This window comes from Enterococcus diestrammenae (assembly GCF_049384045.1).
Lineage (GTDB): Bacteria > Bacillota > Bacilli > Lactobacillales > Enterococcaceae > Enterococcus_C > Enterococcus_C diestrammenae.
The window spans coordinates 1-15,040 of record NZ_JBMRGR010000002.1 but is presented as its reverse complement, the minus strand read 5'-3'; the positions used below and the strand labels follow the sequence as shown (position 1 = coordinate 15,040).

The 15,040-nt window shown below is 45.4% G+C and carries 10 protein-coding genes; 3 read left to right on the top strand and 7 right to left on the bottom strand.

Features of this window, described 5'->3' with window-relative positions; all coding sequences use genetic code 11:
• Window positions 1–10: 10 nt before the first annotated feature.
• The 5 genes from ACO03U_RS01655 to ACO03U_RS01635 form a co-directional block, all read right to left on the bottom strand.
• Window positions 11–295, bottom strand: coding sequence for a hypothetical protein (locus ACO03U_RS01655; RefSeq protein ID WP_204685002.1), 285 nt, complete (start codon window positions 293–295; stop codon window positions 11–13).
• A 91-nt stretch (window positions 296–386) separates the two neighbouring features.
• Complete coding sequence (locus ACO03U_RS01650; RefSeq protein ID WP_204685326.1) at window positions 387–1,652, bottom strand: glycosyltransferase family 4 protein; 1,266 nt, start codon at window positions 1,650–1,652, stop codon at window positions 387–389.
• A 130-nt stretch (window positions 1,653–1,782) separates the two neighbouring features.
• Window positions 1,783–2,784, bottom strand: a complete 1,002-nt coding sequence (locus ACO03U_RS01645; protein ID WP_204685001.1) for a YihY/virulence factor BrkB family protein — start codon at window positions 2,782–2,784, stop codon at window positions 1,783–1,785.
• Window positions 2,785–2,942: 158 nt separating this feature from the next.
• Window positions 2,943–3,707: a type I methionyl aminopeptidase gene (map, locus tag ACO03U_RS01640; RefSeq protein ID WP_161868339.1), complete on the bottom strand. Its 765-nt coding sequence runs from the start codon at window positions 3,705–3,707 to the stop codon at window positions 2,943–2,945.
• Between the two features lie 259 nt (window positions 3,708–3,966).
• Complete coding sequence (locus tag ACO03U_RS01635) at window positions 3,967–4,536, bottom strand: TetR/AcrR family transcriptional regulator (protein WP_204685000.1); 570 nt, start codon at window positions 4,534–4,536, stop codon at window positions 3,967–3,969.
• A gap of 240 nt (window positions 4,537–4,776) precedes the next feature.
• Here ACO03U_RS01635 and ACO03U_RS01630 point away from each other — a divergent pair, with 240 nt between their 5' ends.
• From ACO03U_RS01630 to zwf, 3 genes are all read left to right on the top strand, one after another.
• Window positions 4,777–6,015: an aminopeptidase gene (locus ACO03U_RS01630; protein ID WP_161868337.1), complete on the top strand. Its 1,239-nt coding sequence runs from the start codon at window positions 4,777–4,779 to the stop codon at window positions 6,013–6,015.
• Window positions 6,016–6,260: 245 nt separating this feature from the next.
• Window positions 6,261–6,926 carry a metal-dependent transcriptional regulator gene (locus tag ACO03U_RS01625; RefSeq protein WP_204684999.1) on the top strand — a complete coding sequence of 222 codons (666 nt, stop codon included), beginning with the start codon at window positions 6,261–6,263 and terminating at the stop codon, window positions 6,924–6,926.
• A complete protein-coding gene (gene zwf / locus ACO03U_RS01620; RefSeq protein WP_204684997.1) occupies window positions 6,926–8,446 on the top strand; it encodes a glucose-6-phosphate dehydrogenase in 1,521 nt (506 codons plus the stop codon). Before ACO03U_RS01625 ends, zwf begins: the two co-directional genes overlap by 1 nt.
• A 348-nt stretch (window positions 8,447–8,794) precedes the next feature.
• Here the strand turns inward: zwf and ACO03U_RS01615 are convergent, their stop codons facing one another.
• Both ACO03U_RS01615 and gltB read right to left on the bottom strand, forming a co-directional pair.
• Window positions 8,795–10,234, bottom strand: a complete 1,440-nt coding sequence (locus tag ACO03U_RS01615; protein WP_161868334.1) for a glutamate synthase subunit beta — start codon at window positions 10,232–10,234, stop codon at window positions 8,795–8,797.
• On the bottom strand, window positions 10,235–14,740 hold the full coding sequence (gltB, locus tag ACO03U_RS01610) for a glutamate synthase large subunit (RefSeq protein ID WP_204684991.1): 4,506 nt from the start codon (window positions 14,738–14,740) through the stop codon (window positions 10,235–10,237).
• Window positions 14,741–15,040 lie beyond the last annotated feature (300 nt).

Below are 15,040 nucleotides of genomic sequence, written 5' to 3'. Positions count from 1 at the left end.
ATCCTTCCTCTCAAACTGCCGCTACCTTTTGGGTAAGTTCAATCAGATAGTCGGCAGGACCGTTGCTATTGTACCATTCATCACAAGAAAAAAGAAACGTGAGTTGATCTTCGCCACCAGAGTCAGAAATAAGACGCTCTGCTTCAGCATTGTTCACCGGTACATTCACCTTCTGGGCGCTTGAAGGTTTGTCAGACTTTAGACGCCAAATAAGAAAGGCGGAACGAACTCCTTCAGCTCTCATGAAGCCAGACATTTTTAGACTACAAAAAGCTGCTCTTCCATTAAGAAACATTGGAAGAGCAGCTTATGTTTAATCTCTAAAAAACTAAGGCATAGGAATGTTTATTCTACAACCAGAAGAAGTCCGTTGCCCCGAAACCTTTTTACTTTTTGTTTTTTTCTTGGTCTTCACTGGGTGCATCCGTAATCGTCGGCTGATCTTCTTCAGCCGTTATTTGTACATTTTTTTGCGCTGGCGCTTCATTAGCAGCAGTTTTCTTATCAGTATCAGCTTCTTGTGCTGATGGTGGTATCGTGTCTGGCTTTGTCTCCTCTTTCGCTTCCTTTTTATCCGGATGTAAGACGTTTTGGCGATAGCTTCGATTCCCTAAAAACTTCAAGACAGTCATCAACGGCTGACGATTTTCGCCAACTAATCCGATCAATTCGATGAAAAGCTCCAAACCAATCACCGTACAAATAATCAGCAAAATCATCGCTGGTGTGCTGGCATAATTCATCAATAAAGCAATGAAAGAAAAAACTAAGGCCAATGCATAAATGGTCAAGACTGCCCCACGATGGGTAAAGCCTAACGACAACAAACGATGGTGAAGATGCATCTTATCCGCTGAAGAAATCTTTTGATTGTTAAACTTCCGGCGAATCATGGCATAGACCGTGTCGGTAATCGGTACTCCCAAAATCAACATCGGAGTCATAATTGAAATAAAGGTGGCATTTTTCAAACCGGTCATGGAAATGATTGAAATCATATACCCCAAAAACAGGGCCCCGGTATCGCCTAAATAGATGGTAGCCGGGTAAAAGTTGTAAGGGAAAAAGCCCATAATTGCAGCAACCAAGGTAAAGATAATAATCGTAGTTACCAAACTTGCGTCCGGCAAGAGGAAGAAGAAAGAAATAATCCCAATCGTAATCAAACCAATAATTGAAACGCCGGCTGCTAGTCCGTCCAACCCATCAATTAAATTGACAGCATTGGTCAGAGCTAAAATCCAAATCAAAGTGATTGGCAAACTGAGCCAGCCCAATTCCCATTTTCCAATAAAAGGAATACTGATACTATCCATCTGAATACCAGCGATAAAATAGGCTTCCAGAGCAGCGAGCACAATCCCTAGGGTTTTCTGCCAGGGCTTGATCTCCCAGATATCATCAATCAAGCCAGTCGCCACGACAATCGCCGCCCCTAAAATGATCGGCCCCGTCACTTCGTAAAGTTTGATCTCGGGAAAACCAAAGAGCATCGAGATAGCAAAAGCAATAAAAATCGCCAACCCGCCTGCTGATGGCATTGGTTTGGTATTGATGCGGCGGGCATTGGGATTGTCCACAGCACCAATCTTAAAGGCTAGCATCTTAACTAAAGGTGTTAAAACCAACGCCAAAATCATAGTAATAAACATCTGGATGATAAACTTAAAGGCAAAATGAGGCACGCTATTTTTCTCTCTTTCTATTCGTTTCTAGCCAACTGAACATGCTTGGCAACTAGCCTACTGCCAGCAGCTGCTATTAGCTAGCCAGTAGGAAAAATCATGAGTTGTCTTGGTCTGGTTCCTGCGTCTTTTGTTTAGTAGAACCACCCTTAGAGGGAGTATCGGCGTCCTTTTGGGCGCTATCGTGTTTGACAAACCTTTGAAATAACCGGGCCGACAATCGTGACATTGGACCAGTCCGCTTTGCCACCGAACCACCTGAACGGTAGGCAGCGATTATGGCATTCACAATTCCCCCTACTAAGACAATGGTCGCTGCAAAATTGAGCCACAACATCAATACGATAAAACTTCCGATGATTTGATAACCGCTCACCTTGGCGGCAAAAAAGCGCGTATACAAGCCAAAAACTTGGCCTAAAATCATCCAGCCAATGGTGGCTACTACTGCCCCGGGAAAAGCTGAGGGAAAGGTAACTTTGGCATTGGGCACCAACCAATAGATAATGGTCATGATGATCAATAAAGCCACAATCGTCGCCGGCCATTTGACCGTTTGAAAGAGGCCAATCACCTCATCGGGAATTCCCACAACTGGCTGTAACGCATCTAAAATTGATTTTCCCACCCCGAGAATCAAGGTGATTCCGATAATTCCCATCAACAACAAGATAATAATAAGTACCGACACCAAGCGACTGACGATAAAGTTTGGCCGTCCTGCTACACCATAAGATTTATTCAATGCACCTTGTAAGGCATTGATACTCTGACTCGCGGACCACAACGCTGCCAGCGCGGAAATCGACAAGACCCCACCAGAGCTTTCCGTCAAGAGATTGGTAATCGCCGGCCCGATAAAACTGAAAATTTCAGCCGGAATAATCTCTTGGATATACGGTAACACCGTGTCAGGGTCAATATGTAAAAATGGCAGCAAATTTCCCACTGCCAACAATAGTGGAAACAAGGACAACAACAAGTAATAAGAAACAACAATGCTGCTATTACCTAGCTCTGCATCTGAAAAACGTTTTTTGGCAATCTCCAAAAGACGCATCAGTTTTTGATGCTTCTTTAATTTTGCAATCACGGACATGACACTCCTCCAATGAAGTAAATATAGTTAGGTAGTTAGCAAGACCAGGGTTGCTAGCGGATTTCTCAACTCTGCTACTTAAAAGGAATCCACAAGCTCTTCAAAAGCCACTTCAAACTAGCGTACCATCAAAGGAGTGCCGCCGTTGTAACTCCGACTTAATAAGTCCCTTCTTCTCCTTGTGAAGTCAACAATAATGGACCATCGTTTGTGATGGCAATCGTATGTTCATATTGGCAACTCAAGCCGCCGTCTAAGGTGTAAGCCGTCCAACCGTTGGGATCCATCTTCATCTTCCAGGTTCCTGTGTTAACCATCGGCTCGATGGTAATCACCATACCGGCTTTCAAACGCAGGCCTTTTCCAGCTTCCCCATAGTGAGGAACAGGGGGTTCTTCATGGATCGTCGGACCAACACCATGACCGATAAAGTCCCGAACAACACCGTAACCTTCTCCTTCGACATAGGTTTGGATTGCATGACCGATATCCCCGATGCGCTTGCCGACTTGCGCTTGTTCAATCCCTAAGTACAGGGCTTTTTTGGTCACAGCCATCAAACGGTCGATTTCAGGGGTGCTTTCCCCCACGACGTAAGCCCAACAAGAGTCAGAAATGCCACCCTTTAAGTCGATACACATATCGACTTTGACCAAATCACCATTCTTTAATGGTTTTTTGCGAGGAAAGCCATGGCAGATTTCACTGTTGATGCTCACACAAGTTGCGTATTTATACCCCTCAAAGCCGATTTGAGCAGCAATACCGCCGTGGGATTCGATGTATTTCCGCACAAAAACTTCAATATCCCAGCTGGTAATCCCTGGTTTAATAAAACTCCGCAACTCTTTGTGGACAGCTGCCAACAAAGCGCCGGATTCCTTCATTGTTTCGATTTCTCTTGCTGATTTCAATGTTATCATATTCTGCTCAGACTCCCTTTATAAAATCGTTCTTATTTTATCATAGGAAAAGTTTTTGCGCCAATTTTGCAGAAAATCATTTAAGAAAAGCGAAAAAGACTCCCCTTCAGCTCTCGTAATTTAAAGGAAAACCGACCGCTGATCCTGTTATCAACGGTCGGTTTCAGGAGGACCAGTTGGTGAAGCAAGTCAAAAAAACGAGAAGGGACCAAGTAACTGGTTCCCTTCTCGTTTTTACCTATTAGTTGTTAAAAATAGCTCAAGACATATCAATTGGTTCTTTGCGGTCCAAAATACCATCGATGGTTTCTTTGATCAAACGGACGATTTGATCATCAGATGGACTGATGATACCAGAAGACATCAAGGCAGCAATCCCTGTAGCGACGATCCACGTCCCGGTATGCAGTGATTCCACTTGATCTTCAGGAAGTTTTTGAAATTTCTCCTCAGAGCGAACCAAATCTTTGAAATAATGATACGAGAACTCTTGCATCTCTTGACCACCACCATACTCTTCTAAATACATCGCCCGATACAGGCGGCGTTCTTTGGTGGCAAACTTGATGTAATTTAATGCGATATCGACAATTTTGTCACCGGTCCGTTCGACTGGAAAAATATCTTCTGCTAGATAATCATAAACTTTTTTCAGCAAGGCTTGCTTCAAATCTTCCATGTTTTGAAATTCAAGGTAAATTGGTTGGGTGGAACAGTTCATTTTAGCTGCGATATTTCGTGCTGTAAAACGTGAAAAACCTTCCGTTGAAACAACGGCATAGGCCGCGTCTAATATTTGATCTCGTGTTATTGTCTTTTTTCTAGCCATACGGATTCTCCCCTATATTTTATGTAATTCGCTTTCAAACCACTACAATTATTGTAACATGTTTTTTTTTCAAACTCAAAAGCTGTTTCAACATTTCGTCATTTAATCACAGGATACCGCGTTATTTACATGACCTGGTAACAATTTTTGACAAAACGTGCTTTTTAGGCTTTTTCAGTTGTTCCCAACGTGTCACAATGTTATCATAATTCTGATTATAATAATAATTGGAGGTAACTTATGACTGACCAAACATTCTTACAAAACTTAGAAAAATACGCCCAATTAATCGTGGAAGTCGGCGTGAATGTTCAAAAAGGCCACACGGTGGTTTTAACGGCAGCCGTGGATCAAGCACCCCTGGCCCGTATGATTACTAAAAAAGCCTATGAACAAGGGGCCGCAGAAGTCATTTTGCAATGGACCGATGACACCATCAACAAGGAATTCTTCTTACATGCGGCTGATGACCGCTTGACAGATATTCCTCAATGGATCGTGGATCGTGGTGACGACTGGATTCTCAATAAGGAAGCTAGCCGAATCAGCCTCGTTTCTTCGAGTCCAGATGCCTTGGCTGGTACCGATGCTGACCGGGTAGCAAAATACCAAGCCGCTTCCGGAAAAGCCTTGAAAACCATCCGCCAAGCTACCCAAGCCAATAAAGTCAGCTGGACTGTGGTGGCTGCTGCCGGTCTGGATTGGGCTAAAAAAGTCTTTCCTGACCTAGAACCAGCAGCTGCTCAAGCAAAACTATGGGAAGAAATTTTCAAAACAACTCGGGTTGATCAAGCCGATCCCGTTGCTGCATGGAAAGCCCACGATGAAAAACTGGCGACGAAAGCTGCTGAGTTAAATGAACAGCAATTTACAGCTTTACACTACACTGCACCAGGTACTGACATTACGATTGGCTTACCGAAAAATCATCTGTGGGAAGGTGCCGGTAGTTTTAATAGCCGCAACGAAAAATTCATGGCCAATATGCCAACTGAAGAAGTCTTCACTGCTCCTGATAGTCGTCGGGTGGATGGAGTGATTTCCAGTACCAAGCCATTAAGCTATGCCGGCAATATCATCTCAGGTATGAAATTTACCTTTAAAGATGGTAAAGTGGTGGACTTCTCTGCTGAAGAAGGACAAGATGTCTTGGCAAAATTATTGGATACAGATGAAGGCGCAAAACACCTAGGGGAAGTTGCCTTAGTGCCAGACCCCTCTCCAATCTCGCAATCTGGCATCATTTTCTTCAATACCTTATTTGATGAAAATGCCTCTAATCACTTGGCTTTTGGCTCTGCTTATGCCTTCAACTTGGCCGGCGGTACAGAAATGACTGAAGAGGAATTGGCTGCCGCTGGACTTAACCGTAGTCATACTCACGTAGACTTTATGGTGGGTTCCGATCAAATGAACATCGATGGTATCAAAGAAGATGGCACACGAGTTCCCGTTTTCCGCAATGGTGATTGGGCATAAGGGCAAATTTTCGTTACATGATGTTATGAAAGCACAAAGAACACCGATTATTTTTTCGGAGTTCTTTGTGCTTTGCTGTTTTCATTTTCTACTTCTTAGTGGTCTTCAGGCGCGATAAATAGCCACTTTGGCATTTTTTTGGTAGAATTGACAAGAACCATCCCCATGTTTTTTTTGACACCTACATCCAACAAAAAACTGGCTCTAAAACAGCGGATTTGTTGGTTCAGAAAGGAATGAGACTTGTGACCCCCAATCGTGAAGATTATCTAAAACTGATTCTTGAATTGGGAGGCGATCGGCAAAAGGTCAGTAACAAGCAGATTGTCACGGGTCTGGCTGTCGCTCCAGCATCTGTCAGCGAAATGATTACCAAACTGGTGAAGGAAGGTTTAGTCGCCCATACGCCTTATCAAGGAGTGCAGCTTTCAGAAACCGGCTTGGCTACTGCCAGTACATTGATCCGCAAACACCGTCTATGGGAAGTTTTTCTGGTAGAGCATTTGGGCTATTCATGGAATGAAGTCCATGACGATGCGGAAGTTTTGGAGCATGTCACCTCAGAAAAACTCGCTCAACGCCTCTCTACCTATATGGCCGATCCCCAAATTTGTCCTCATGGAGGCATGATTCCCCGTGCCCATGAGACCGTCCACGAAAAAGAACGCCAATTACTCACAGATTTTGCAGTTGGCGACACCTTACGCATCGCTCGGGTCTTGGATGAACGGGAACTATTGGATTATTTGGTCACACTGAATATCAAACTCGGTGCCATTTACCAAATCACCGCCATCGGCCCTGATGAAGGCCCCATCACGATTCAAGATACACACGGCACAGAAGTTGCTGTTAGCTACAAAGCTTGTAGCACGATTTTTGTTGATCAGATAAAAGGAGCTGTTGATTAATGCCTGAACATAAACCTGTCCTCTTTACCATTTTCGGCGCTACCGGGGACCTCGCCTATCGAAAACTCTACCCTTCTTTGTACCGTCTTTACCACAAGGGGGACTTGCAAGAAAATTTTGCAGTCATCGGTACCGCACGGCGGGAATGGTCCGATGCCCATTATCGTGAAATCGTCCAAGAAGCCATCGCTAGTCTAGAGCCTGATGCTGTAGAAGCCAAAAACTTTGCTAGTCATTTTTACTATCAAGCCCATGACGTACAAGATACCAGTCACTACGACAGTATCAAGCAGCTCACAGATGAACTTGATGAAAAATACCAGTTAGCTGGCAATCGCCTCTATTACCTGGCGATGTCACCTAACCATTTTGGCACCATCGTCACCAATTTGAAGAAAAGCGGCATGAAAGATTCCCAAGGCTTTCATCGCGTGATTATCGAAAAACCGTTTGGCTCAGACTTCCAATCAGCCAGCCAATTGAATAATGAAATCGGTGAAGTCTTTGCGGAAAACGAAATTTACCGCATCGACCACTACTTAGGCAAAGAAATGATTCAAAATATCTCCGCTATCCGCTTTGCCAATAATATCTTTGAATCCCTCTGGAACAACCGCTACATTGACAACGTACAGATCAACTTAGCCGAAAGCCTTGGTGTCGAAGATCGAGGTGGCTACTATGATAAAAGTGGTGCCCTGAAAGATATGGTGCAAAACCATATTCTCCAGATTTTATCCTTGTTAGTCATGGAACCCCCCGCTGCTTTTTCCAACGCAGAAATTCGGGCAGAAAAAATCAAAGCCCTCAACGCCGTGCGGATTTACACCCCTGAAGAAGTTCAAAAAAACTTCGTCCGGGGCCAATATGCTGCTGGCAAATTTGATGGCAAAACCTTTGCCGCTTATCGGGAGGAGCCAAATGTCGCTGCTGATTCCAAAACAGAAACCTTCGTGGCAGGTAAATTTACCGTGGATAACTTCCGTTGGTCCGGGGTACCTTTTTACATCCGCACTGGTAAACGCTTGACCGAAAAAGGGACGCGGATCAATATCGTCTTCAAGCAAGTCCCCCTGAATCTTTTTAAAGCGGAAATCAATGCTGACTGCAAAGAACGCCAACTTCCGCCAAATATCCTAACGATCTATATCCAGCCAACAGAAGGCTTCAACCTAACCTTAAATGGCAAAGAAATCGGCCAAGGCTTTGATACCCATCCAGTCAAACTAGATTACCGTAACAGTGCCGAGACCGTAGAAAACAGTCCCGAAGCTTATGAACGGTTGATTTTGGATGCTTTACGAGGAGATGCGACTAACTTTACTCATTGGGATGAAGTCGCCCAATCTTGGCGAATCGTGGATGCCATCCGTCAAGCCTGGGACCAAACCGAACCAGATTTTCCTAACTATGAAGCCGGCACCATGGGTCCAAAAGCTGCGTATGATTTGGTGGCAAAAGATGGCTTCCAATGGATTTGGGAACCAGATGAATGGTACCGGGAAAGAGATTTGTTGTAAAAGTTAATGCTGAAGCAAAGAGGCTTTTAGCTTTTTCGGGCATCACAATGACGGCATGATAGGCCACTTAATTCCTGATACATCAAGCTTTTTGGAGCATAATTTTTTATAAGTTCTTTATCGACAAAAAGGCTGAACGAACTCGTTCCGCTCTCGAGAATTAAGTCAAAACCGACACATGATAAAGAACATCATGTGTCGGTTTTGACTTAATTCCGAAGAGAGCTAGTTCGTGAAGCCAAATGTCGTTAGACTTGCTATTATAAAATTTTACTTGTGAAAATTTTATAATACCAAGTCGATTAGAAAAAGATGCCGCCTCTAAGTGAATGCGACATCTTTTTTGCTTTATTGGTAGATCAACGCACGCAAAGATGCGTCGACTTTTTCGGCGACTTTACGGCCTTCGCGAATGGCCCAAATCACTAGACTTGGACCCCGTTTGGCATCACCAGCTACCAAAATCCGTTCATTGTTGGTAGTGTAATCATCTAAAATCTCTTTGATCCCAAATGCATCCAACAAGGCTTGTTCTGCTCCCGTAAAGCCCATCGCCAGCAAGACCAAATCTGCTTTGAGGACTTCTTCGGTACCAGGGATGGGTTGGAATTGCCCATCGACTTTCACGGTTTCAATCGCGATGAGTTGGCCCCGTTCCGCACCGATAAACCCGGTGGTAGAAGTGCTATAGCGAGAAATCTCTTCTCCCATCACAAAGGCAGCTTCTTCTTGACCGTAGCCTAGTTTGGCAGTGAAAGGATATTCTGGCCAAGGGTTGTTGGCGGAACGACTAGTTGGTAAGGCTGGGGTGATTTCCAGTTGTTTCACCGATTGAGCCCCTTGGCGAATAGCTGCGCCGACACAGTCATTGCCGGTATCCCCCCCGCCAATCACTACCACGTGTTTGCCCGCCAGTTTTTTGGATTCCGCTTGTTTGCCATGTTTCAGCACGTCCTTGGTAGCTTCAGTCAGATAATCTACTGCAAATTGAATGCCTTGCAACTGGCGACCTTTCACCGGTAAGTCCCGAGGAACGCTGGCGCCGGTTGCTACAATAATGCGGTCAAACTGTTTATTGAGCTCCTTAACCGAGATATCTACGCCTACTTCGGTATTAGCTACAAAATGAACCCCCAATTCCGCCATCAGATCCACTCGGCGTTGGACAATCTCTTTATCCAATTTCATATTAGGAATGCCATACATCAACAACCCGCCGAAACGATCACTGCGTTCATAGACAGTCACCTCATGGCCCAACTGGTTTAAGCGCCAAGCTGCCGACAAGCCTGCCGGACCTGAGCCAATGACTGCGACTTTGAAACCTGTCGCAGCCATCGGTAGACCACTTTCTTTGACCCAGCCATTTTCAAAAGCGGTATCGATGATGTAGCGTTCGTTATCATGAATCGTCACGCCCTCGCCATTTAGTGATTCGGTACAACCTTTTTCACAAGGTGCTGGACAAACGCGTCCGGTCATCTCTGGCAATGGATTAGTACGAGCCAAACGTTTAAAAGCCTCTTGTTCCAAACCTTGATACAACAAATCATTCCATTCCGGAATCAGATTGTCATTGGGACAACCAGAAGCCGCCCGTTGTTCACCATAAAAGGTACCGGCGTGACAGAAAGGAATCCCACAGTTCATACAGCGAGCCGCTTGTTCTTGCCGCTCCTTCTGGTCCAAGGGAATCTGTAGCTCTTGCCAGTCATTGATACGCTGGTCCACCTCGCGATAAGGGTTGTCCTTTCGCGGATATTTCATAAAGCCAAATGGATCTGCCATTTAGATCCCCTCCTTTCCAAGTGCTGTTACGACGGGGGCTGCTTGTTGTCCCACGACTTTCTCGAAGGCTTTAGCAACCAATTCAGCTCCCGCCACCCCCTCAGCAGCAAACTCTGCCATAGCATCATTGACTGCATGGTATTCAGTTGGATAGACTTTGACGAAATGCGTCACCGCTTCCTCCCAATTGGCTAACAAGGTTGCCGCTTTGATGGAGTTGGTAAACTCATAATGTTTGATGACCATTTCTTTCAAGATGGCATCATCTCCACATTCTCCCACAGCGTACAGGTCCACCATTTCCAGATTGCATTTTGCTGGAAAAACACCTTCTGGATCATACACGTAGGCGACACCGCCACTCATGCCGGCGCCAAAGTTGCGACCCGTTTTCCCTAAAATAACGGCCACGCCACCGGTCATATACTCACAACCATTATCACCAACGCCTTCCACCACTACCCGAGCGCCGGAGTTACGGACACAGAAGCGTTCGCCAGCCAACCCGCGGAAATACCCTTCTCCGTTATTAGCCCCAAAGCAAGCTACATTACCGACAATTGGTGAACTTTCCACATCATACGCCGCATCTGCCGGTGGGACGATAATCAAACGACCGCCACTTAAGCCTTTTGCTACATAGTCATTGGCTTCCCCAATCAGTTTTAGTTCCATTCCCTGCGTGGTAAAGGCACCAAAACTTTGCCCAGCAATCCCAGTATAGGTGTAATTCAATAAGCCTGGTTGTAAGCTATCATTGCCAAAACGTTCGGCAATCCAGCCACCCATTCGCGCCCCAACAGAGCGTTCCACATTGTTGATACTTGCGGCAACAGTGGTTTGTTGCCCATTGTCAATGGCTGCTTGAGCATAGTTGTCCAACATTGGCCATTGGCGTTTTTCTTGGAAAGGATTGACGGTTTTCCGTTGAATGCCGATAGTGGTTCCTAGCATTTTGGAGAAGTCCAAGGATTTCGCCTTGCCTTTTGCCACAAAGCGCGGTTTTAAGACTTCCGTGTGTCCTACCATTTCATCGATGGTTTGAAAACCCAGTTCTGCCATGATTTCCCGCAAATCTTCGGCCAAGTACATCATCATGTTGACCACATGCTCTGGTTTGCCCACGAAGAATTTGCGCAAAGCAGGATTTTGCGTCGCTACCCCCACCGGACACGTGTTCAAGCTACAAACTCGCATCATCACACAGCCGATAGCTACTAGCGCTAAGGAAGCAAAACTGTATTCTTCCGCCCCTAACAAAGCCGCAACGGCAATGTCACGACCGGTCATCAACTTGCCATCGGTTTCCAAGGTCATTCGTTGCCGCAAATCGTTCAACGCCAACGTTTGATGAGCTTCTGCTAAGCCCATTTCCCAAGGCAGTCCGGCATCTCGCACCGAGTTTCGTGGAGAGGCACCGGTGCCACCATCATAGCCAGAAATGACCACGACATCCGCACCAGCTTTGACGACCCCGGTAGCAATCGTCCCGACACCAGTGGATGAAACTAGCTTAACGTTGATTCGAGCATAGGGATTGATGGCTTTCAAGTCATAAATCAACTGCGCCAAATCCTCAATAGAATAAATATCATGATGAGGCGGTGGTGAAATCAAGCGCACCCCTGGCGTGGAGCCACGGATCGTCGCTACCCAAGGAAAGACTTTATTTCCCGGCAACTGGCCACCTTCGCCAGGTTTTGCCCCTTGCGCAACTTTGATTTGCAATTCTTCCGCACTCATCAGGTATTCGGCATTGACCCCGAAACGACCGGATGCCACTTGTTTGATTTTACTATTGAAATTGCGCCCGTCAGCAGTTGGCTTGAAGCGATCCCGATTCTCGCCACCTTCTCCAGAATTGGATTTGGCACCAATGGAATTCATCGCTTCTGCCAAACATTTGTGGGCTTCTTCGCTCAAGGAGCCATACGACATGGCGCCGACTTTGAAGCGTTTCACGATATTTTCTGCCGGCTCGACTTTATCCAACGGGATGCTTGGTCGGCTATCATCAAATTCCCACATGCCCCGTAAAGTGGTAGGCGTTGCTAAAGTTTCTTCATTCATGGCGTTGGCATAGGTTTTATACAACTGATAATCCCCAGCCCGCACCGCTTTTTGAAAATTGTAGATTGTTTTCGGGTTGAACAAATGATGTTCTCCGTCTGCTTTGTATTGGAAACTTCCGCCAGAAGGTAAATAATCACTGGCTTGCGAACCATAAGCGTCTTGGTAACGAGCTACGTATTCCGCTTCGATTTGGGGCAAACTTAACCCCCCGATACGAGAAGCAGTTCCAGCAAAATACTGGTCACATACCGCTGCCGAAATTCCCACCGCTTCAAACAACTGAGCTCCATGATAGCCCGCCACGGTAGAAATCCCCATTCGGCTCATGACTTTGATCAAACCTTTTTCACAGGCTTTGCGATAGTTTTCCGCCTTGTCTTCCAAACCATAGGCCACCAATGTACTATATGCCAGATACGGATGAATCCCGCTGGCTCCGTAGCCAATCAACATGGCACAATGATGGACTTCGCAGACTTCTGCAGTATCCGCCACAATCGATGCTAAGGAACCCTTCCCTTGTTTTACCAAATAATTGTGCAGGCCGGCTACCGCTAATAAAATTGGAATCGCCAACTGCCCTTCGCTGCGGTTGCGATCGCTTAGCACAAGGATCGATACGCCACTGTCCACCTTTGCTTCAGCTTCTTTAAATAAGGCTTCCAGAGCTTGTTGCAACGTGTTGGGATTGTCGGTATCCATTTGATACAAAATCGACTGCACTTGCGTTTTTTGTTTTCCTTGATTCACTGCCAATAATTTTTCAAAATCATCAGTAGACAAAATCGGATTGGCGACTTTGAGTTTGCAACAGTTTTCTGCCACGTCTTTTCTGATATCCCCGTCCCGTCCTAAAAACAGCTCGGTACCGATGACCATCTTTTCTCTAATGGCATCGATGGGCGGATTGGTAACTTGGGCAAACTGTTGTTTAAAGTAAGTAAACAAGGATTGTGGCTTGTCGCTTAAGACGGCTAACGGTGAATCATAGCCCATGGAAATCACCGGTTCTTCACCATTTTTCGCCATCGGAGCAATCACGGTACGCAATATTTCATCAGTATAGCCGTTTAACTTCCATAGGCGTTTGCGTTCTGCTTCCGAAAAATCTCTTTTGACTGGAGTGGTTGCTGTCAACTTCTCCAACTCAAGGCGGTTTTTCGCCAACCATTTTTCATAAGGCTTCGCTTTGGCATAGTTGTGTTTAATTTCATCATTACGCAAAATTTTGCCATTGCGGGTATCTACCAAGAAGATATTGGCTGGACCTAAGACGCCTTTTTCAATCACGGTTGCCGGATCCAAGTCCACCACCCCTGATTCAGAAGCGACAATAATAAAACCATCTTTGGTAATGGAATAACGAGATGGTCGCAAGCCATTGCGATCTAGTGCCGCACCGACAATCTCTCCATCGGTAAAGCATAAAGCAGCCGGCCCATCCCATGGCGTCATAAAACTAGCATTGTATTCATTGAAAGCTTTCAACTCAGGAGCTAGGCTAGCTTCTTTAGACCAAGCTTCTGGCACTAACATCATCAAAGCATGGGGAATATCCCGGCCATTGCGGTACAAGTATTCCAGACAATTTTCTAATTTGGCAGAATCAGAATTGTCATCGTTATAGATTTCGATTTTGTGGCTATGCATCCAATTTTCGGCACCTCGTAAGGTATTGATTTCCCCATTGTGGGCCAAAAAACGAAACGGTTGGGCCCGATCCCAACTCGGAAAAGTATTGGTGGAAAAACGTGAGTGAGTCAAGGCGATACTAGTAGCCATCTCAGGATCTTTGAGATCTGGGAAAAATTCTCCCACTTGATAAGCATGTAGCATCCCTTTATAGACGATGGTTTTAGAGGAAAGACTGCAAATCGCCACTTCATTGGCATCATAGGATTTCTCGATTTTCCGACGCAAACGGAAAAGCTGGTCTTCAAAAGCCCGCCCTTTTTTAATATCCAACGGTTTTTCGATAAACAGCTGCAAAAAGCTTGGCATCACCGCTTGGGCACCAGGGCCACAATTGTAAAAATTGTAAGGCACCGCCCGCGTCCATAAGACATCAAAACCTGCCGTAAAAATGTCATGAATCAGAGCTTTGGTTAGCTCATCGCGTTTCTTGCTCTCCTTGGGCAAAAATAACATAGCCACCGCATATTCGCCTTTTTTCGGTAACGTCACCCCGGCTTGTTGCGCCTTGCCTTGAAAAAAGGCATCCGGCAACGCCATCAACATCCCCGCACCATCACCGGTATCTGGTTCTGCGCCAGTCCCGCCACGATGATTCATTCGCTCCAACATGGTCAGCGCCCGCTCAACTAATAGATGTGATGCCACACCATCTTTCTGTGCGATAAAGCCCATCCCACAAGCGTCTTTTTCAAATGAAGGATCATACATCAAGTTATCTTTCGCTAGGTCTCGCTTCATCCTCACACCTCACCCTTTGTAATAATAATCTGAAAATTCTAATTTCTGTTAGTTTACATTGTTTTGTTAATCCTGTAAATATTTTTCCTTAGCCTTTGAAAATAAAAGAAAAAAATCGTTCGGATTTAATAACTATTCTAAGTTTTCCTTACATCAAATGTCAACAATAGCCAAACAATCTCTCAATGAAGAGCGTTCTTCGTTCCGATATACCGGTTTATCAGTAAGCGGGAAATAATCCAACGCATCGACAAATAGCCCTAGTCTCACTAAAATTTAGTGAGATTAGAGCTATTTTGC